This is a genomic window from Herbaspirillum sp. CAH-3 (assembly GCF_009668275.1).
GTDB lineage: Bacteria > Pseudomonadota > Gammaproteobacteria > Burkholderiales > Burkholderiaceae_D > Herbaspirillum > Herbaspirillum aquaticum.
The window spans coordinates 113,018-131,499 of sequence record NZ_VSWE01000010.1; the positions used below are offsets into that span (position 1 = coordinate 113,018).

The 18,482-nt window shown below is 63.6% G+C and carries 18 protein-coding genes; 10 read left to right on the forward strand and 8 right to left on the reverse strand.

Features of this window, described 5'->3' with window-relative positions; all coding sequences use genetic code 11:
- Positions 1-14: 14 nt before the first annotated feature.
- The 6 genes from FYB76_RS14400 to FYB76_RS14425 all read right to left on the reverse strand — a co-directional run bounded on the left by FYB76_RS14400 (position 15) and on the right by FYB76_RS14425 (position 6,361).
- The gene (locus FYB76_RS14400) at positions 15-779 is read right to left on the reverse strand and encodes an SDR family NAD(P)-dependent oxidoreductase (protein WP_154134077.1); all 765 of its coding nucleotides are present in this window, start codon (positions 777-779) and stop codon (positions 15-17) included.
- Positions 780-806: 27 nt separating this feature from the next.
- Positions 807-2,060: a thiolase family protein gene (locus tag FYB76_RS14405; protein WP_154134078.1), complete on the reverse strand. Its 1,254-nt coding sequence runs from the start codon at positions 2,058-2,060 to the stop codon at positions 807-809.
- A gap of 13 nt (positions 2,061-2,073) precedes the next feature.
- On the reverse strand, positions 2,074-3,936 hold the full coding sequence (locus tag FYB76_RS14410; RefSeq protein WP_088756058.1) for a feruloyl-CoA synthase: 1,863 nt from the start codon (positions 3,934-3,936) through the stop codon (positions 2,074-2,076).
- Positions 3,937-4,101: 165 nt separating this feature from the next.
- On the reverse strand, positions 4,102-4,881 hold the full coding sequence (locus FYB76_RS14415) for a crotonase/enoyl-CoA hydratase family protein (protein ID WP_154134079.1): 780 nt from the start codon (positions 4,879-4,881) through the stop codon (positions 4,102-4,104).
- Between the two features lie 38 nt (positions 4,882-4,919).
- Positions 4,920-5,168, reverse strand: a complete 249-nt coding sequence (locus FYB76_RS14420) for a hypothetical protein (RefSeq protein ID WP_154134080.1) — start codon at positions 5,166-5,168, stop codon at positions 4,920-4,922.
- Between the two features lie 17 nt (positions 5,169-5,185).
- Positions 5,186-6,361: an ABC transporter substrate-binding protein gene (locus FYB76_RS14425; RefSeq protein WP_154134081.1), complete on the reverse strand. Its 1,176-nt coding sequence runs from the start codon at positions 6,359-6,361 to the stop codon at positions 5,186-5,188.
- Between the two features lie 560 nt (positions 6,362-6,921).
- Here FYB76_RS14425 and FYB76_RS14430 point away from each other — a divergent pair.
- Positions 6,922-8,037, forward strand: a complete 1,116-nt coding sequence (locus tag FYB76_RS14430; RefSeq protein ID WP_154134082.1) for a porin — start codon at positions 6,922-6,924, stop codon at positions 8,035-8,037.
- A 143-nt stretch (positions 8,038-8,180) separates the two neighbouring features.
- Here FYB76_RS14430 and FYB76_RS14435 read toward each other — a convergent pair whose 3' ends face one another.
- Positions 8,181-9,122: an IclR family transcriptional regulator C-terminal domain-containing protein gene (locus FYB76_RS14435; RefSeq protein ID WP_088756062.1), complete on the reverse strand. Its 942-nt coding sequence runs from the start codon at positions 9,120-9,122 to the stop codon at positions 8,181-8,183.
- Positions 9,123-9,486: 364 nt separating this feature from the next.
- Here FYB76_RS14435 and FYB76_RS14440 point away from each other — a divergent pair, with 364 nt between their 5' ends.
- The 7 genes from FYB76_RS14440 to FYB76_RS14470 all read left to right on the forward strand — a co-directional run bounded on the left by FYB76_RS14440 (position 9,487) and on the right by FYB76_RS14470 (position 15,622).
- The gene (locus FYB76_RS14440; RefSeq protein WP_034336231.1) at positions 9,487-10,161 is read left to right on the forward strand and encodes a 3-oxoacid CoA-transferase subunit A; all 675 of its coding nucleotides are present in this window, start codon (positions 9,487-9,489) and stop codon (positions 10,159-10,161) included.
- Positions 10,158-10,799, forward strand: coding sequence for a CoA transferase subunit B (locus tag FYB76_RS14445; RefSeq protein WP_088756063.1), 642 nt, complete (start codon positions 10,158-10,160; stop codon positions 10,797-10,799). The genes FYB76_RS14440 and FYB76_RS14445 overlap by 4 nt, the downstream gene beginning before the upstream one ends.
- A 36-nt stretch (positions 10,800-10,835) precedes the next feature.
- A complete protein-coding gene (gene pcaF / locus FYB76_RS14450; RefSeq protein WP_154134083.1) occupies positions 10,836-12,038 on the forward strand; it encodes a 3-oxoadipyl-CoA thiolase in 1,203 nt (400 codons plus the stop codon).
- Positions 12,039-12,287: 249 nt separating this feature from the next.
- Positions 12,288-13,154, forward strand: a complete 867-nt coding sequence (locus tag FYB76_RS14455) for a branched-chain amino acid ABC transporter permease (RefSeq protein ID WP_088756065.1) — start codon at positions 12,288-12,290, stop codon at positions 13,152-13,154.
- Complete coding sequence (locus FYB76_RS14460; RefSeq protein ID WP_088756066.1) at positions 13,151-14,158, forward strand: branched-chain amino acid ABC transporter permease; 1,008 nt, start codon at positions 13,151-13,153, stop codon at positions 14,156-14,158. The genes FYB76_RS14455 and FYB76_RS14460 overlap by 4 nt, the downstream gene beginning before the upstream one ends.
- Complete coding sequence (locus FYB76_RS14465) at positions 14,155-14,928, forward strand: ABC transporter ATP-binding protein (RefSeq protein ID WP_154134084.1); 774 nt, start codon at positions 14,155-14,157, stop codon at positions 14,926-14,928. Before FYB76_RS14460 ends, FYB76_RS14465 begins: the two co-directional genes overlap by 4 nt.
- Positions 14,921-15,622 (forward strand): ABC transporter ATP-binding protein, encoded by a 702-nt coding sequence (locus tag FYB76_RS14470; protein ID WP_154134085.1) that lies wholly within the window; start codon positions 14,921-14,923, stop codon positions 15,620-15,622. The genes FYB76_RS14465 and FYB76_RS14470 overlap by 8 nt, the downstream gene beginning before the upstream one ends.
- Before the next feature lie 3 nt (positions 15,623-15,625).
- On the opposite strand, the gene FYB76_RS14475 is transcribed toward FYB76_RS14470, so the two are convergent.
- On the reverse strand, positions 15,626-16,135 hold the full coding sequence (locus tag FYB76_RS14475; protein WP_088756069.1) for a MarR family winged helix-turn-helix transcriptional regulator: 510 nt from the start codon (positions 16,133-16,135) through the stop codon (positions 15,626-15,628).
- 326 nt (positions 16,136-16,461) lie between these two features.
- On the opposite strand from FYB76_RS14475, the gene FYB76_RS14480 reads away from it, so the two are divergent.
- Both FYB76_RS14480 and FYB76_RS14485 read left to right on the forward strand, forming a co-directional pair.
- Positions 16,462-17,511, forward strand: a complete 1,050-nt coding sequence (locus tag FYB76_RS14480) for an aromatic ring-hydroxylating dioxygenase subunit alpha (protein ID WP_088756070.1) — start codon at positions 16,462-16,464, stop codon at positions 17,509-17,511.
- Between the two features lie 9 nt (positions 17,512-17,520).
- Positions 17,521-18,477 (forward strand): PDR/VanB family oxidoreductase, encoded by a 957-nt coding sequence (locus FYB76_RS14485; protein WP_154134086.1) that lies wholly within the window; start codon positions 17,521-17,523, stop codon positions 18,475-18,477.
- Positions 18,478-18,482: the final 5 nt, after the last annotated feature.

Consider the following 18,482-nt stretch of genomic DNA (forward strand, 5'->3'; position numbering starts at 1 on the left):
ATTCTCCTCGGTACTCAACGCGGTGCCAGGCGCAATGCGCCATCGAGCCGGATCACTTCGCCGTTCAGCGATAGATTGGTGGCGATATGCAAGGCCAGCTGCGCATATTCCTCGGCCTTGCCCAAGCGTTTCGGGAAGGGAATGGACGAGGCCAGCGACTGCTGCACTTCTTCCGGCAGCTTGTAGAGCAGGGGCGTGAGGAACAGGCCCGGCGCGATGGTCACCACGCGGATGCCGTGTTGCGCCAGGTCGCGTGCCAGCGGCAGGGTCATGGAGGTGATGCCTCCTTTGGAGGCCGCATAGCCGGCTTGCCCGACCTGTCCGTCGAAGGCCGCTACCGAGGCGGTCGCCACGATCACGCCGCGTTCGCCCTCGGCCAGCGGCTCGGCGGCAGCCATGCGGGCGGCCGCCAGGCGGATCACGTTGAAGGTGCCGATCAGGTTGACGTTGACGATGCGGCTGAAATCCTCCAGCGGCATCGGGCTGCCATCCTTGCCGACCATACGCTTGGCGCCACCGATGCCGGCGCAGTTGATGAGGATGCGCGGTACGCCGTTGGCTTCTTGTGCCGCATCGAGGGCGGCGGTTACCGATGCGCTGTCGGTGATATCGCAGCGCACGGCGTGGCAGCGCAGTTCATCGGCCAGGGCCTGGGCGGCTTCCATGTTGACGTCCAGGATGGAAACCCTGGCACCGGCCTGGACCAGCTGGCGCACGGTCTCGGCACCGAGTCCGGAGGCGCCGCCCGTCACCAGGGCGGCTTGTCCTTGCAGTTGCATGAAGTCTGTCCTTGTCGAATGAGCGGCTCAGTGGGAGGCCGCAGGATTTTCCAGCAGCAGGGCAATGCCCTGGCCGCCGCCAATGCAGGCTGACGCGACGCAGTAGCGCGCACCCCGGCGATGCATTTCGCGTGCGGCCGTGATCGACAGGCGCACGCCGGTTGCGGCCAGGGGATGGCCCAGGGCGATGGCGCCGCCGTTGACGTTGAGCTTGTCGCGGTCGATCCCCAGCTCTCGTTCCACCGCCACGATCTGCGCGCCTTGCGCTTCGTTGATCTCGAAGCAGCCAATGTCGGCGACGGTGAGGCCATTGCGTTCCAGCAGCGTGCGGATGGCCGGTACCGGGCCGATGCCCATGATTTCCGGCGGCACGCCGGCCACCGCGGCTGCAACGACGCGTGCCAGCGGCTGCTTGTCGTTGCGGCGCACGTAATCGCCCGAGGCGACGATGGTGGCGGCCGCCGCATCGACCAGCGCCGAGGAGTTGCCACCGGTCTGCACCCCGTCCGGATAGAGCGTGCGCAGCTTGGCCAGCACCTCCACCGGTGACGGGCGCGGATGGGTGTCGGTGGTCGCTTCGCTGACCTTGCCTTGCAGCTTGATGTGACGGTCGTTGTAGCCATCCAGGCGGAAGGTCTCGTTGACGACCGGGACGATCTCGCCTGCGTGGAAGCCGGCCGCCTGCGACTTGAGCGCGCGCTCGAAGGAATACGCGGCGTATTCGTCGACCTCGGCGCGGGTGATGCCATATTTTTTCGCCAGGTTCTCGGCGGTCTGCGGCATGGTGATGCCGGGGGCCGGATCGACCAGCGCTTCCCACATGTAGTCCTGGAATTCCACCGGTGCGCCCAGCTTGAAACCGGTGCGATGGCCGAAGGCCGCAATGGGATTGCGCGTCATCGATTCGCTGCCCACGATCAGCGCTGTCTCGGTGTAGCCACGTTCGATCTGGTCCCCTGCCTGACGGATCAGTTCGAAGCCGGTACCGCAGATGCGCTGGACCATGATGGCCGGCGTGGTGATGGGGACGCCGGCGTACAGGCCGATGTGGCGCGGCAGCATGTACTGGTAGGCATCGCCCGGCGCCATGTTGCCGGCCACCACCGAGCCGATGTCGGTCGCGGCGACGCCGGTGCGGGCCAGTACTTCGCGCGCCACCTTGATGCCCATGTCGGTGGGCGAGAGCTGGCTGAAGCTGGTGCAGTAATCCACCATCGGCGTACGTACGCCGCCGACGAGCCAGATGTCCTTGAAGCTGGAATAGAAAGCTGCTTGTGCCATGTCTGTTGCTTCCTCAGTGAGCGGGCGAGAGCGCGGGCTGCGCGGTCAGCAGGGCCGGATCGGTGCCGGCGTAGAGCGCCTCTACGAGGGCTGCGCGATGGGTCAGCACGGCGCGTTGATTGATGGACCCCTTGTCGGTGATTTCGCCCCGGTCAAACGAGGGCGGATCGATCAGCACCAGCGCCCGCGTCACCCGGTTGGAGCTGCCGGTGGCATGGGTTTGCAGGCGTTCCAGCATGCCCTGGAAGAAGTCGCGCACCGGTGCCGCATGCAGCACCTCGGCGCGCGATGCATCGGCAGGCAGCTGCGCCAGCTGGCGGCAGCGCTCGATGTTGGGCACGATCAGCATGCCGACTTCATTGCGGTCCTGGCCGGTGATGACGGCATCCTGCAGGTAGGGCGCACCCTCGTGCGCAATCAGCGCGCGCAGCGGGCCGACGCTGACCCAGGTGCCGGTGTAGAGCTTGAAGTCCTCGGCCACGCGGCCATCGAACATGAAGCCGCGATCCGGATGGGCCGGGTCCAGCCAGCGCACCGCATCGCCCGAACGGAAGTAACCCTCTTCATCGAAAGCCTCGGCCGTCTGTTCCGGTGCACGCCAGTAACCCGGTGTGACGTTGGGGCCGCGATAGCGGATCTCGATCTTGTCGCCATTGGGGACCAGCTTGATTTCCATGCCCGGCGTCGGGATACCGATCTGCCCGGCCTGCACTTCCAGGTCGGCCACGAAGAGTGCCGAAGGCGAGGTCTCGGTCATGCCCAGGCCGCAGCACATCACGATGCGCTCGCCGCAGGTGGCTTCGGCGGTGGCATGCAGCTTGTCCCACACCGGTTGCGCCAGTGCTGCACCGGCATAGAACTGCATGCGCAGCCGGCTGTAGAATTTTTCGCGCAGGGCCTGGTCCTTCTCCAGCGCGTGGGCGATGCCTTCCCAGCCGACCGGCACGTTGAAATACACGGTCGGCGAAATCTCGTGCAGGTTGGCCAGGGTGGTGGCCAGGCCTTGCGGCGTGGGTTTGCCTTCGTCGATGTACATGGTGCCGCCGTTGTAGATCACGATGCCCACGTTGTGGTTGGCGCCGAAGGTGTGGTTCCAGGGCAGCCAGTCGATCAGGATGGGCGGCTCTTCAGCCAGGAAGGGGAAGGTCTGCACGATCATCTGCAGGTTGCTGCACATCATGCGCTGGGTGTTGATGACCGCCTTGGGCATCTTGGTCGAGCCCGAGGTGAAGAGGAACTTGACGATGGTGTCCGGACCGGTGGCGGCATAGGCGCGCTCGACTTCATCGCCCGCGCGGGTGGCTTCCAGTTCCGCATACAGCGTGCATTCGCGCCCGGCAGGCGGGGCTTCGGTGACGACGAATTCGATATCGGGCGCCACCGCATTGACGGCCGCAGCAAACTTCTCGCCATGCGCGGCAAAGATCAGGCCGGGCGTGAGCAACTGCACCGCATGGCGCAGCTTGGCGTAGTCCTTGGAGAGCAGCGAATAGGCCGACGAGACCGGCGCATACGGCACGCCTGCGTAGTGGCAGCCCAGCACCAGCATGGCGTGTTCGAGGTCGTTTTCGGACAGGATCAGCAGCGGGCGCTCGGCCGACAGGCCGCGCTGCAGCAGCGCCTGGCCGATGCGGCGCGCGCTTTGCAGGGCCTCTCCATAACTGATGCGGCGCCATTGGCCATCCTTGTCGCGGCGGGCCATGTAGGTGCGCTCGGGATCAACGGTGGCCCAGTGGATGAGCTTGTCGGTCAGGCGTGGAGGATAGTCGCCCAGCGGCTGCCGGGTCTTGACGATGGAGATGCCCCCGGCACCCGGCACGACGTCAACGCCGCCGATGCCGAACCTGAAGCTGCGATAGCGAGGAGGAGTGTTCATACATGTCTCTGTTGTGTCACCCGCCTGGTCGTGGCCGGGCAGGTGTGTTGTTGTGGTCTTGCGCTGTATTACTGACTTGCTGACTTGCTGGCCGCTGTGGTGGCTCTTGTCCGGCCATGGTGGGCCGATTCTTCTGCGATGCTTTGTACGGTTTTGCGGCCGTGATCAGGCCGGCTTGACCTTGTTCTGCTTGTGATCGAGGAAGGCCGCCAGTCGGCCCTTGGTATCGGGATCACTGCCCGCTACCGCCGCCATGAGCGATTCGGTCATCAACCCATCCTGGATCGACTGGTCATGGATGCGCGGCAGCACATGCATGATCCCGTAATTGGTCATGGGCGCATTGCGGGCGATGCGTTCGGCCAGCTCGCGCGCCTTGTCCAGCCCGGTGCCGGCGGCTACGCTGTACTGCGAGATGCCGGCCTGGTGGCCTTCTTCAGCTGTCAGCACGCGGCCGGTCAGCATCATGTCGGCCATGCGGGCCACGCCGATCAGCCGCGAGATGCGTACCGAACCGCCGCCACCCACGAAGAGGCCGCGCTGTCCTTCCGGCAGGCCGTAGAAGGCGCTCGGTTCGGCCACGCGGATGTGTGCAGCGGAAGCCAGTTCCAGGCCGCCGCCGATGACTGCGCCATGCAGAACTGCAATCACCGGCACGCGGCCGAAGGCGATCTGCTCGAAGGCCGCATGCCACATGCGCGAGTGATGCAGGGATTCGGTGGTGTCGCGTTCGCGCAGTTCGGAGAGGTCGAGACCGGCGCAGAAATGTTCGCCGATGCCATGGATGATGGCGACCTTCACACCTTCGGGCAGGTCTTCAAAACAGTCGCGGATGGCACGCACCAGCGGATCGTTGAGGGCATTGCGTTTGGCGGCGCGGTTGAGCGCGATCTCGGCGATCGCGCCGTGAACTTGGATGTCGAGGAGGTCGCTGTGATGGTTCATGCTGTCTCTGGTCATGCCGTGGTCGGCGTTTGAATTAGTTATAAGTTATAACGTTTATTCAGTATAAGTAAAGTGGATGTAAACGCAAGCCCCATCAGCATTCCGGTTTGTGCGAACAAAGTAAAAGCGGGCGATAAACGAACAGAATATGCGTGATGAAGCAGTACGGGAATTGCTGCGGCGCGTCGAAAAAATGACGTCGTCGTGACCGATGGCGCGCCGGCCAGCACGGCTGCCCGCACGCCAAAGAAAAACGCCGGTGTGCACTGCATCACCGGCGTTTCCATGGCGTATCGGCAGACGATTACTTGCCGGTGTCCTTCATGTTGTCGAACTTGTCGAATTCGACGTTGTAGACCTCGTTGCCGACCTTCTCCACCTTGCGTACGTAGACCGTCTGCACGATGTCGCGTGTGGCCGGGTCGATGGCAATCGGGCCGCGCGGGCTGGTGAATTTCATGTTCTTGAGGAGGGCCATGGCACGGTCGCCATCGATCTTGCCGTTGAGTTTCCTGCTGACCTCGTAGATGGCGTTCATGCCGTCGTATGCGGCCACGGCCATGAAGTTGGGGCGGCCCGCGCCGGGATTGGCGGCGGCAAAACTTTTGAGGAAGGCCTTGTTCTCTGGCGAGTCATGCGCGGCCGAATAGTGGAAGGTGGTAATCACGCCCAGCGTGGAGTCGCCCATGGCGGGCAGCACGTGGTCGTCGGTCAGGTCACCGGTGGCGATGACCTTGATGCCGGCCTCGGCCAGTCCGCGTTCGCGATAGCCCTTCATGAAGGCAATGCCCTGCTCGCCTGCCGGCACGAAGATGAACACGGCCTCCGGCTTGGCGTCCTTGATGCGCTGGATGTAGGGCGCGAATTCAGGATTGCGCAGCGGCACCCGGATCGATTCCAGCACCTGGCCGCCACCGCCCAGGAGGTTGGTCTTGAAAGCGGTCTCGGCATCGATGCCCGGTCCGTAATCGGCCACCAGCGTGACCACGCGCTTGATGCCGTTCTTGATCGCCCAGGTCGCCATGGGGCCCGAGACCTGTGGCAGCGTCATCGAAAAGCGCGCGATGTAGCTGGACTTGGTGGTGATGACGGAGCTGGCTGCATTCATGACGATCATCGGCTTCTTCGCTTGTTCAGCGATGGGCGCGACCGCCAGCGCTTCGGGCGTGAGGCCGAAGCCGGCCAGGAAATCCACCTTGTCGCGTACCACCAGTTCCTGTGCCAGGCGCTTGGCGATCTCGGGCGAAGGACCCGTGGTGTCCTTGATGATGACCTGGATTTTCTTGCCCGCGACCGTGTCGCCGTGCTGTGCCATGTAGGCCTTGATGCCGCCTTCCATCTGCTTGCCGTAATCGGCGAAGGGGCCGGAGAAGGCGGCGATCAGGCCGACCTTGATGGTTTCCTGACCGTATGCCAGCGATGTCAGCAAGCTGGCGGAGGCCGCCATCGCGGCCAGCATTGCGCGTTTTTTCAGTGTCATTTTTTTGTCTCCTTTGTGATTGTGATGAGCGGCGATGCGCGGGCGGTTCTGCTGCCGTCCTGATTGTCGCATCGCCAGTCCGACTGTTGCGGACGGACGACGTATCGCTTTCCCTTCCTTGGCTCGCCTTGTTGACAAAGCGTCGGTGCCAACAATAGTATCGCACCATCCGTTCGGTAAACAAACTGATGTTCGCTTACCGAACGGCCAATAAAAGTTATAAAAAATAAGAAACAAGCCAGAAACGAGACGCTTCACACTGCGGTGCCCGCCTGGAGGCATCGACCAACTCGCATTTTGAAACTGACGCCGCAGGCGTCGCAGGCAAGCATGCCGATGGCGCTGACCATGGGGCGGGGGCTTTTTACGCCCGCGTTCCGGAACATTGCGTGACGGCAGCAGGAATTCGCAACAGGCAGTCGCAGTACACCCAGAGGGACTGACATTACTGGAAGTCACCCGGCCGGCGAGCGGCGAATCGTTGGCGTACGCCTGGAGGAGGGCGTGCACCGGCAGCGCACCGGCCATTCACCATTCAATGAAATCAGGAGGAGATGGCAATGACAAGAACAACCACCCTGCGTGCAGTAGCCCTGGCCGCTGCCGCATGTGCAATGACTGCGGGCGCGGCGGGCTCGGCCATGGCGCAGAGTTCCGTGACCATTTACGGCATCATCGATACCGGCGTGGTCTATACCACCAACGCCAATGCCAATGGCAATTCGGTCTTCAAGATGCCGTCGCTGACGGGCAGCTTCCCGTCGCGCATCGGCTTCCGTGGTACGGAAGACCTGGGCGGCGGACTGCAGGCGATTTTCGTGCTGGAAAGCGGCTTTGCGCCCGACACCGGCGCCATGGGCCAGGGCAACCGCATCTTCGGGCGCCAGTCGTATGTGGGCTTGAAGAGCGACTGGGGCCAGGTCACGCTGGGCCGCCAGATCAACATGACCTACCTCTCCCAGCTCAAGACGGACGTGATGGGCCCCAACATCTTCGCCATCGGCAGCATCGACCCGTACCTGCCCAATGCACGCAGCGACAACTCCATCGGCTACCTCGGCAGCTTCAGCGGCTTCACGCTGGGTGCGACCTACAGCTTTGGACGAGATACCTCGGCCACGGGCGGTCCGGCCGCCACCAACTGTGCCGGCGAAGTGGCAGGCAACAGCAAGGCCTGCCGCCAGGTCACGGGCCTGTTGGGCTATGACGGCAAAGGCTGGGGCGTGACTTCGTCCTATGACATCCTGTACGGCAACACCGGCGCGGCCGGTGGCCTGACCAGCAGCAGCAACAGCGACCAGCGCATCACGCTCAACGGCTACTTCATGATCGGTGACGTCAAGATCGGCGGCGGCGTGGTGGATCGTCGCACCCGTGCTGCGGCCAACACCAATACCGATTCCGATCTCTACTACCTGGGTGTGAGCTATCCGCTGACCACCACCCTGGTACTGGATGCGCAGGTCTCGCGCCTGAATGTGAAGAACAGCCCCAATGACGTGACGCTGTCGGTGGCCCGCCTGACCTACAACCTGTCCAAGCGCACGGCGCTCTATACCTCGCTGGGCTACATCAAGAACGGCGGCACGTCGGCCGTGGCTGTCGACGCTGGTGGGTCGGTGGGGGCGGGCAAGAACCAGCTGGGCGTGATGTCTGGCATCCGTCACACCTTCTGATTCTGATCGGTGATGGAAAAGCAGTCTTGAGGAGGATGGCGCACCAGGATTCCCGAGGGGTGCGCCGACATCCGCAGCATGGCAAAGGCAGGGTCTGCTTTTGTCTTCGGTCCGCCTCCCCGATGGGGAGCGCGGACCTGTTTTCAGGGCAGCAGCACCGACAGGTCCTGTGCGCCACGCAGCAGCACCGGCAGGATCTCTTCTTCCATCTGCGCCACCGATACGCGCGCGGCCTGCGCGCCGACGTTCAGTGCGGCCAGCACATTGCCGGAAGCACCACGCACCGGCACGGCGATGGAGCGCAAGCCGACTTCCAGTTCTTCATCGATGACCGCATAGCCCTGTTCACGCACGCCGGCCAGGATGTCGCGCAGGCGCTTCTGCGATACCACGGTCTTGTCGGTGAGGGCGCGCAGCTTGACCTTCTCGAAGTAGGCTTTGAGCTGTTCATCCGGCAGGTGCGCCAGCATGGCGCGGCCCAGGGAGGTGCAGTAGGCCGGCAGGCGGCTGCCGGTATTGAGTGCCACCGACATCACGCGCGAGGTGGCCGAGCGTGCCACGTAGAGCACTTCGTTGTCGTCCAGCACGGCCAGCGAGCAGGACTCGCCGAGCGTGCGGCTGATGTTGTTCAGGTAGGGCTGTGCAGAAACGGTCAGCGGGGTCGACGAGAGATAGGAGTAGCCCAGCGTCAGGATCTTGGGCCGCAGCGAGAAATTGTTGACGTCGGAGTCGGCATAGCCGAGTTGCTTCAAGGTATGCAGGCAGCGCCGCACGGCCGCGCGCGGGATGCCGGTCTTCTGGCTGATCTGGGCGATGGTCAGGCTGCGGCGCGAATCGCTGAAGGCGCGGATCACCGCCAAGCCCCGGGCCAGCGAAGTCATGAAGCTGGGGTCGGTGAGGGCATCGATTTCTTCGGCGATGGTCAGCTCGCGTTCCGCTCCGGGCGCGTCGGCGGCCGGTTCCTGGTCGCGCGCCTTGCTGCGCCGGGTGGTGGCCGGGGCCGATTTGAGCGACTTGGCGTCCTTGACGGCAGGAGTGCTCTTGGCGGCGGTCTTGCGGGGCTTGGCAGCAGGGGCGGTGGACATGGGCGCGAATGGACTCTCTGGTCGGGTGGTTCAGGACGATGCATCGGCGGCGCGGCTCGGATTTTCCGGCCTGCCTTGAATGCGTCAGGATTTTAACGTTTTGTGCGGCAAGCGAACACATCCTGCGGGTTTTTCTTGACGGCCGTCAAGCCGGATCGCTAAACTCTTTTTGTGCGAAAATCAAACATTAGTTCGGTGATCGAACATTCCGGTGCAGGAAACGTCACGCTGCAAATGCCGCCGGAATGCCCGTCCACACCGGCAGAGACGAGTCCCAACCGCCTGGCTGAACGGCAGAGAGTGCAAGCTCAGCGAGGCATCCCGCAGGCGCAGCTGGAAGCGCCGCATCTACAGTGAGAGCAACGTGATCAATAAAATTTCTGACTCTTTGGAGCAGGCGGTCGCTGACATCCATGATGGCGCCACCATCATGATCGGTGGCTTCGGCAATGCCGGCATGCCATCGGCCCTGATCGATGCGCTCATCGCCCAGGGCGCGCGCGACCTGACCATCGTCAACAACAACGCCGGCAACGGCGATACGGGCCTGGCCGCGCTGCTCAAGACCAAGCGCGTCAAGAAGATCATCTGTTCCTTCCCGCGCCAGACCGATTCCCACGTCTTCGATGCGCTCTACCGCGCCGGCGAAATCGAGCTGGAACTGACCCCGCAAGGCAACCTGGCCGAGCGCATCCGTGCCGCAGGTGCCGGCATCGGCGGTTTCTTCAGCCCGACCGGCTACGGCACCATGCTGGCCGAAGGCAAGGAGACACGTCTCATCGACGGCAAGCACTACGTGCTGGAGTCGCCCATCCATGCCGACTTCGCGCTCATCAAGGCGCTGCGCGGCGACCGCTGGGGCAACCTGGTGTATCGCAAGACGGCGCGCAACTTCGGTCCCATCATGGCCATGGCCGCCAAGGTCACCATCGCGCAAGTCACCGAGGTGGTGGAACTGGGCCAGCTCGATCCGGAAAACATCATCACGCCCGGCATCTTCGTGCAGCGGATCGTGCAAACCAAGGAGGCACAGCAATGAAGCGCTTTACCCGTGAAGAGATCGCCGCCCGCGTGGCGCAGGACATCCCCGAGGGCGCCTACGTGAACCTGGGCATCGGCTTGCCGACCAAGGTGGCCAACTACCTGCCGGCTGACAAGGAAATCTTCCTGCACAGCGAAAACGGCGTGCTGGGCATGGGCCCGGCCCCGGCCCCCGGCGAAGAAGACGAAGACCTCATCAATGCCGGCAAGCAGCCGGTGACGCTCTTGACCGGCGGTTCCTACTTCCACCACGCGGATTCGTTCTCGATGATGCGCGGCGGCCACCTGGACATCTGCGTGCTGGGCGCCTTCCAGGTCTCGGCCAAGGGCGACCTGGCCAACTGGCACACCGGTGCGCCGGACGCCATCCCCGCCGTGGGCGGCGCGATGGACCTGGCCATCGGCGCCAAGCAGGTGTTCGTGATGATGGACCACCAGACCAAGACCGGCGAAAGCAAGCTGGTGGAGGCCTGCTCCTATCCGCTCACCGGCATCGGCTGCGTCAACCGCATCTACACCGACCTGGCCGTCATTGACGTGACCCCGCAAGGCCTGCAGGTGCGCGAGATCGTCGAGGGCCTGTCCTTTGCGCAACTGCAGGAACTGACCGGCGCACCGCTGCGCCCGGCGGCCTGATTCCGTGACCCATCTCGTTTTCGCTGTGAGGAATGCATGAAAGACGTATTTATCTGTGACGCCATCCGTACCCCCATCGGCCGCTACGGCGGTGCGCTCAAGGACGTGCGCGCTGACGACCTCGGCGCCGTGCCGCTGCGCGCGCTCATGGAGCGCAACCCGCAGGTGGACTGGAAGGCCGTCGATGACGTGATCTTTGGCTGCGCCAACCAGGCCGGCGAAGACAACCGCAACGTCGCGCGCATGTCGCTGCTGCTGGCGGGCCTGCCGCAGGAAGTGCCGGGCAGCACCATCAACCGCCTGTGCGGCTCCGGCATGGATGCGCTGGGCACGGCCGCGCGCGCCATCAAGTCCGGTGAAACGCAGTTGATGATCGCCGGTGGCGTCGAGTCGATGACCCGTGCGCCCTTCGTGATGGGCAAGGCCGACAGCGCCTTCTCGCGCCAGGCGGCGATCCAGGACACTACCATCGGCTGGCGTTTCGTCAACGCGCTGATGAAGCAGAAGTATGGTGTGGATGCCATGCCCGAGACGGCCGAGAATGTCGCCGTCGATTTCAAGGTCAGCCGCGAAGACCAGGACCAGTTCGCCGTGCGCAGCCAGGCCAAGGCTGCCGCTGCGCAGGCCAATGGCAACCTGGCCCAGGAAATCGTACCGGTGGTGATCCCGCAGAAGAAGGGCGATCCGATCACCGTGACCCAGGATGAACATCCGCGTGCGACCAGCATGGAAGCCCTGGCCCGCCTGAAGGGCGTGGTCAAGCCGGATGGCACCGTCACTGCCGGCAATGCCTCCGGCGTCAACGACGGTGCCTGCGCCTTGCTGCTGGCCAGTGCCGACGCCGTGGAGAAATACCAGCTCAAGCCGCGCGCCCGCATCCTGGGCATGGCCACTGCCGGTGTCGCACCGCGCATCATGGGCATGGGTCCGGCCCCGGCCAGCAAGAAAGTGCTGGCGCAACTGGACATGACGATTGACCAGATGGACGTGATCGAACTCAACGAAGCCTTCGCCTCGCAAGGCCTGGCCGTGCTGCGCGAATTGGGTGTGGCCGATGATGACGCGCGCGTCAATCCGAACGGCGGCGCCATCGCCCTGGGCCATCCGCTGGGCATGAGCGGTGCGCGCCTGGTGACCACCGCCACCTACCAGCTGGAGCGCACCGGTGGCCGCTATGCGCTGTGCACCATGTGCATCGGCGTGGGGCAGGGCATCGCGATGGTGATCGAGCGCGTGTGATGCGTTCGGGATGGCGCGGCCGGGTAGCCATGCCGCGCCATCCGTGAATATCGCAAGGGTCTTCGTGAAAATTGATCAAGCATGAATTGAGGCAGGCGCAGCACAATAGAAAAATAATTTATATCGATTCCGGAGCAGCCAAAAAAACAGAGCTGCAGGACAGAAGGAGACAAACCGCATCATGCATCCGCATCATGACTGCGCGCCGCGTTCGGCTGCGCCCGCCCGTCCTTGCCGGGGAGGTGTGCCATGCTAGGCAACTTCCTTGGCGTGCTCTTCGATGGCATTGCCTATGGCAGCCTCCTGTTCCTCATCAGCGTGGGCCTGTCGGTGACGATGGGAATGATGAACTTCATCAACCTCGCCCACGGTGCCTTCGCCATGCTGGGCGGCTATGTCTGCGTGACGCTGCTCAATCGCATCGGCGTTCCCTTCCTGGCGACCCTGCCGCTGGCTTTCATCGCGGCCGCCTTAGTCGGCCTGATCCTTGAACGTTCCCTCTATCGCCGTCTCTACAAGGCCAGCCACCTGGACCAGGTGCTGTTTTCCATCGGCCTGACCTTCATGGCCGTGGCCGGGGCCACCTGGCAATGGGGGCCGACCCAGCAGCCTGTCGTGCTGCCGGATTGGCTGCGCGGACAGGTCTCGCTGCTGGGGCTGGATGTCGGGGCGTACCGCGTCTTCCTGATCGGCGTGGTGGTGATCGTCACGGTGGCGCTGGGGCTCTTGATCGAGCGCACGCGTTTCGGTGCGCAGATCCGCGCCTCGGTCGACAACCAGGTGGCGGCGGCGGGGCTGGGCATCAATGTCAGCCGCGTGTTCAGCCTGACCTTTGCGCTCGGATCGGGCCTCGCCGGCCTCGGTGGCGGCCTGGGCATTGACGTGCTCGGGCTGGACCCGACCTTCCCGGTCAAGTACATGGTCTACTTCCTGCTGGTGGTGGCCGTGGGCGGGGCCGGTACCATCAAGGGGCCGCTGCTGGCCGCGCTGATCCTGGGCGTGTTCGATGTCGCCGGAAAATATTATGTGCCGGAGATCGGCGCCTTCGTCATCTACGGCCTGATGGTGGTGTTGCTGATCCTGTTCCCGGCCGGACTGATGCGGAGGCGCGGATGAACAGCGCAAGCACTTCAACCCGATCGGCCGCACGGCCGGTACTGCGCCTGCCCAATGATCGCTGGACTCCATTGGAAATCGTCTTCTGGCTGATGCCGGTGGCGGCGTATTTCGTCTTCCCCGATTACCTGGTGCTGATCAGCCAGATCATGATCGTAGGACTGTTCGCCGTTTCGCTGGACCTGATCCTGGGCTATGCCGGCATCGTTTCGCTGGGGCATGCGGCCTTCTTCGGCCTGGGTGCCTACACGGCCGGCCTGTTGGCCGTCCATGGCTGGGGCGAGCCGATCACGGGGCTCCTGCTGGCGGGCATGGTGGCGGCCATCGCCGGTTTCCTGGTGAGCTTCCTGGTGGTGCGCGGAGCAGATCTCACGCGGCTGATGGTGACGCTGGGCATCGGCCTGATGCTGTTCGAGGCGGCCAACAAGGCGGCCTTCATTACCGGTGGCGTGGATGGTTTGTCGGGCATGGTGATGGGCAAGATCTTCGGTGTCTTCGAGTTCGATCTCAACGGGCGGGTGGCTTATGGCTACAGCTTCGCGGTGCTGTTGCTGCTGTTCGTGGTGCTGCGGCGGATGGTGAATTCACCCTTCGGCTTGGGCCTGCGCGGCATCCGCGAAGGTGGCCGCCGCATGCCGGCCATCGGTGCGGACGTCAATCGCCGGCTGGTGGTGATCTTTACCGTGGCCGCTGCGGTGGCCGGTGTGGCCGGTGCCCTGCTGGCGCAGACCACGCAGTTCGTCGGGCTGGATGTGCTGGGTTTCCCGCGGTCGGCCGAGTTGCTCATCATCCTGGTGCTGGGCGGTACCGGTCGCCTCTATGGCGGACTGGTCGGTGCACTGGTCTACATGCTGGCGCAGGATTATCTGTCCGGCCTCAATCCGGCCTACTGGCAATTCTGGATCGGCCTGCTGCTGATCGTCATCGTTCTCTTTGCGCGCGGTGGCCTGCTTGGCGGGCTGGCCGTGCTGCGTGACAAGCTCTTCAAGGGAGGCCGCGCATGAGCCTGCATCCGCATCCTGCCGATACCACCTTGCGTACCGAAGGGCTAAGCAAACGCTGGGGCAGCTTCGTGGCCAACAGCGACATCTCGCTGACCTTCACGCCCGGCGCGCGCCACGCCTTGATCGGCCCCAATGGCGCGGGCAAGACCACGTTCATCAATCTGCTCACGGGCGGCTTTGCGCCCAGCGCGGGCAAGGTATGGTTCGGTGGCGAAGACATTACCGCGCTGGCCCAGCATGAGCGCGTCAAGCGCGGTATGACGCGCACCTTCCAGATCAATACGCTCTTTGCCGGGCTCACGGTGCTGGAGTCGGTGATCCTGGCGATCCAGGAGCGGCGCGGCCTGCAATACAAGTGGTACCAGACCGTGGCCAGCCAGACCGAGGTGGTGGGCGAAGCCATGGCCTTGCTGGATTCACTCAAGCTGGCGCAGGAAGCCAACAGCATCACGCGCAGCCTGGCCTATGGCAAGCAGCGGCTGGTGGAGATTGCCTTGGCACTGGCCACGCAGCCCAAGGTGCTGTTGCTGGACGAACCGGCCGCCGGCATTCCCTCGGCGGAAAGCCGTGAACTCTTCGAAGTGATTGCGCAATTGCCACGCGAGGTGACCATCGTCTTCATCGAACATGACATGGGGCTGGTCTTCCGCTTCGCCGAGCGCATCACGGTGCTGGTCGGCGGCAAGGTGCTGGTCGAAGGTACACCGGCCGAGATCGCGGCTGACCAGCGCGTCAAGGAAGTCTACCTGGGGGAGGCCGAACATGCCTGAGCTGCTGGCATTGGACAAGGTGAGCGCCGGTTATGGCGATTCCATCGTCCTGGAGGAGCTGTCCTTCTCGATGCAGGAAGGTGAGAGCCTGGCCCTGCTGGGGCGCAATGGCGTGGGCAAGACCAGCTTGTTGATCACGCTCATGGGACTGACCCGCCTGCATGGCGGCAGCATCCACTGGCGCGGCAGCAACATCGCACGCGTGCCGACCCACAAGCGCGCGCATGCCGGGCTGGGCTGGGTACCGCAGGAGCGGTTCATGTTTCCTTCGCTGTCGGTGGAGGAACACCTGACGGTGGTCGAGCGTGGCGGCAGATGGAACTTGCAGAAGATCTATTCGATTTTTCCCCGCCTGCATGAGCGCCGCCACAACATGGGCAACCAGCTCTCCGGGGGCGAGCAGCAGATGCTGGCCATTGCGCGCGCGCTGATGGTCAGCCCCAGCCTCCTCTTGCTGGATGAACCGATGGAAGGGCTGGCGCCCATCATCGTACAGGAGCTGCTGAAGGTGATCCGCCGCCTGGTCAGTGAGGAAGGCATGTCGGTGATCGTGGTGGAGCAGCATGCACGCATGGCGCTGTCGCTGACGCAACGGGCCATCGTGCTCGATCGCGGCCGCATCGTGCATGCCTCGGATAGCCAAAGCCTGCTGGACGATGGCGAAACACTGGATCGACTGGTAGCGGTAGCCTGAGGCTCAGTCCTCCTGGCAATCCTGGTCGCGCAAGCGTGCGAGCGGTGCGCGGCTTTGTGGATTGTTCTCGTGCACCAGCTTGTCCAGCAGCCGCATGAACTGCTCCTGCTCGGCCTCATCAAGCGGCGCCAGGATGCGCTTGCGCAGGCGCTGCAGGCCGGGAATCAGTTCTTCCAGCAGGGCTTCGCCTGCCTGCGTGATGCGCAATGCGCGCTGGCGGCGGTTGTGCGGAATGACTTCCCGCACCAGCAAGCCCTTTTCTTCGAGGCGGGCACAGACCGTGGCACCGGTGGAGGTGTCGATGGCGACCAGTCCCGACAAGCTCACCTGGTCGATGCCGGGATGATTCGACAGCATGCGCAGAATCGCGTATTGCACCGGGGTAATGATGCCGCCGGTTTCGTCATGGAAGATCGACACCGAAATCTGCTGCGCGCGCCGCAGCAGGTGGCCGGGATGCTCGTAGAGATCGATGAGCTGGCTTTCGTCCTTGGGCGGCGTGGTCTCTGGCATGGCGGATAGGGTCGGATGCAATCGGGCAATGGATGAGCTGCAAGGTGAAGGCAGCGATGCGGCAGTGTAAGGTCCGCGCGGTTTTCCCTCAATCAATTGATGCAACGCGCAACGAAAAAAGTCCGCCAGCGCGTTTACTTGCGCTGCGGATTGACGGATACTTTTCTAACATTCAGTGTACTGAATATTAAAACAGAAAAATGCGAGACCCGACAGGATCTGGATCAAGCCACCTGCGGAAAAGAACAAGCTGGAGCAGTCCATCAAGAAGGGCACTGGCCATGCAAGGCCGGTGCCGGTTGAGGAATTCACCCAAGGAGACCGTCATGTTCCCCAAGAATGCCTGGTACGTCGCCTGCACGCCCGACGAAATCGAAAGCAAGCCCCTGGGCCGCCAGATCTGCGGCGAGAAGATCGTGTTCTATCGTGGTGCCGAAGGCAAGGTGGCCGCGGTCGAGGATTTCTGTCCGCATCGCGGCGCGCCGTTGTCGCTGGGTTTCGTGCGTGAAGGGCAGCTGGTGTGCGGCTATCACGGCCTGGAGATGGGCTGCGACGGGCATACGCGCAGCATGCCGGGCCAGCGCGTGCGGGGCTTTCCTTGCATCCGCAGTTTCCCGGTGGTGGAGCGCTACGGTTTCATCTGGGTATGGCCGGGTGACAAGGAGCAGGCCGATCCGGCGCAGATCCATCATCTGGAATGGGCGGACAATCCCGAGTGGGCCTATGGTGGTGGCTTGTATCACATCAATTGCGACTATCGCCTGATGATCGACAACCTCATGGACCTCACGCATGAAACTTATGTGCATGCCTCCAGCATCGGCCAGAAGGAGATCGATGAAGCCCCGGTCAATACGCGGGTGGAGGGCGAGCAGGTCATTACCAGCCGCTTCATGGAGAACATCATGCCGCCGCCGTTCTGGCGCATGGCCTTGCGAGGCAATGGATTGGCCGATGAGGTGCCGGTGGATCGCTGGCAGATCTGCCGCTTTTCGCCGCCCAGCCACGTGATGATCGAAGTGGGCGTGGCGCATGCCGGCAAGGGGGGCTACGAGGCCGGGCCGGAGCACAAGGCTTCCTCCATCGTGGTGGATTTCATCACGCCTGAGACCGAAACGTCGCACTGGTATTTCTGGGGCATGGCGCGTCACTTCCGTCCTGAGGACAAGGAGCTGACCAACACCATCCGCGAAGGGCAGGGCAAGATCTTCGGCGAGGACCGCGAGATGCTGGAGCTGCAGCAGGCCAACCTGCTGAAGTATCCCGAGCGCCGCCTGCTGGCGCTCAACATCGACGCTGGCGGTGTGCAGTCGCGCAAGGTGCTGGACAAGTGGCTGGCGCGCGAAGCCGAATCCGGCAAGGCTGCAGCGGCCTGAGGAGTGACGATGACGACATTGCAGGTCAAGGTCGCGGCGCGCCGCGAGGAAGCCGACGGCATCGTCGGGTTGGAGCTGGTTTCGGTGGATGGTACGCCCTTGCCGGGCTTTACTGCCGGTGCGCATATCGACGTGCATCTGCCGGGCGGTTTGCTGCGCCAGTATTCGCTGTGCAATGCCCCGCATGAGCAGCATCGCTACCAGATCGGTGTATTGCGCGATGCCAATTCGCGCGGTGGTTCGGTGGCGGTGCATGAGGCGCTGAAGGTCGGTGATCTGCTCACCATCGGCGTGCCGCGCAACCAGTTCGCCCTGGTGCCGGCGCAGCACAGCCTGCTGCTGGCGGGCGGCATCGGCGTGACGCCCATCCTCTGCATGGCCGAGGCGCTGGCGGCCTCCGGGGCGTCTTTCGAGATGCATTACTGTGCCCGTTCGCCTGCCCGCCAGGCATTTCGTGAGCGCATTGCCGGATCGGGATTCGCCGAGCGCGTGGTGCATCACTATGACGATGGCGATGCTGCGCAGAAGCTCGATCTGGATGCGTTGCTGTCAAAGGCTGATCCGGCCACCCATCTTTACGTCTGTGGCCCGGCGGGATTCATCGCGCATGTGGTGGAGACTGCGCGTGCGCGCGGATGGCCGGAATCGCAAGTTCATTTCGAATACTTTGGTGCTGCGCCGGTCCAGGCCGATGGCAATGGCCCGTTTGACGTGAAGCTGGCCAGCAGCGGACAGGTCTACACGATTCCGCCAGACCGGACGGTGATCCAGGTCTTGTGCGAACACGGTGTGGATGTGCCGGTGTCCTGCGAACAGGGCATCTGCGGGACCTGTCTCACGCGCGTGCTGGAGGGCGAGCCGGATCATCGCGATCAGTACCTGACCGATGAGGAAAGGGCGGCCAATGACCAGTTCACGCCTTGCTGTTCGCGGGCCCGGAGTGCTTTGCTGGTGCTGGATTTGTAATGTTC

Excerpts from the sequence above, each read along its gene's own strand:
- FYB76_RS14400 (WP_154134077.1), bottom strand. The coding sequence starts at position 779 with ATGCAACTGCAAGGACAAGCCGCCCTGGTGACGGGCGGCGCCTCCGGA.
- FYB76_RS14405 (WP_154134078.1), bottom strand. The coding sequence starts at position 2,060 with ATGGCACAAGCAGCTTTCTATTCCAGCTTCAAGGACATCTGGCTCGTC.
- FYB76_RS14410 (WP_088756058.1), bottom strand. The coding sequence starts at position 3,936 with ATGAACACTCCTCCTCGCTATCGCAGCTTCAGGTTCGGCATCGGCGGC.
- FYB76_RS14415 (WP_154134079.1), bottom strand. The coding sequence starts at position 4,881 with ATGAACCATCACAGCGACCTCCTCGACATCCAAGTTCACGGCGCGATC.
- FYB76_RS14420 (WP_154134080.1), bottom strand. The coding sequence starts at position 5,168 with ATGGAAACGCCGGTGATGCAGTGCACACCGGCGTTTTTCTTTGGCGTG.
- FYB76_RS14425 (WP_154134081.1), bottom strand. The coding sequence starts at position 6,361 with ATGACACTGAAAAAACGCGCAATGCTGGCCGCGATGGCGGCCTCCGCC.
- FYB76_RS14430 (WP_154134082.1), top strand. The coding sequence starts at position 6,922 with ATGACAAGAACAACCACCCTGCGTGCAGTAGCCCTGGCCGCTGCCGCA.
- FYB76_RS14435 (WP_088756062.1), bottom strand. The coding sequence starts at position 9,122 with ATGTCCACCGCCCCTGCTGCCAAGCCCCGCAAGACCGCCGCCAAGAGC.
- FYB76_RS14445 (WP_088756063.1), top strand. The coding sequence starts at position 10,158 with ATGAAGCGCTTTACCCGTGAAGAGATCGCCGCCCGCGTGGCGCAGGAC.
- pcaF (WP_154134083.1), top strand. The coding sequence starts at position 10,836 with ATGAAAGACGTATTTATCTGTGACGCCATCCGTACCCCCATCGGCCGC.
- FYB76_RS14455 (WP_088756065.1), top strand. The coding sequence starts at position 12,288 with ATGCTAGGCAACTTCCTTGGCGTGCTCTTCGATGGCATTGCCTATGGC.
- FYB76_RS14460 (WP_088756066.1), top strand. The coding sequence starts at position 13,151 with ATGAACAGCGCAAGCACTTCAACCCGATCGGCCGCACGGCCGGTACTG.
- FYB76_RS14465 (WP_154134084.1), top strand. The coding sequence starts at position 14,155 with ATGAGCCTGCATCCGCATCCTGCCGATACCACCTTGCGTACCGAAGGG.
- FYB76_RS14470 (WP_154134085.1), top strand. The coding sequence starts at position 14,921 with ATGCCTGAGCTGCTGGCATTGGACAAGGTGAGCGCCGGTTATGGCGAT.
- FYB76_RS14475 (WP_088756069.1), bottom strand. The coding sequence starts at position 16,135 with ATGCCAGAGACCACGCCGCCCAAGGACGAAAGCCAGCTCATCGATCTC.
- FYB76_RS14480 (WP_088756070.1), top strand. The coding sequence starts at position 16,462 with ATGTTCCCCAAGAATGCCTGGTACGTCGCCTGCACGCCCGACGAAATC.
- FYB76_RS14485 (WP_154134086.1), top strand. The coding sequence starts at position 17,521 with ATGACGACATTGCAGGTCAAGGTCGCGGCGCGCCGCGAGGAAGCCGAC.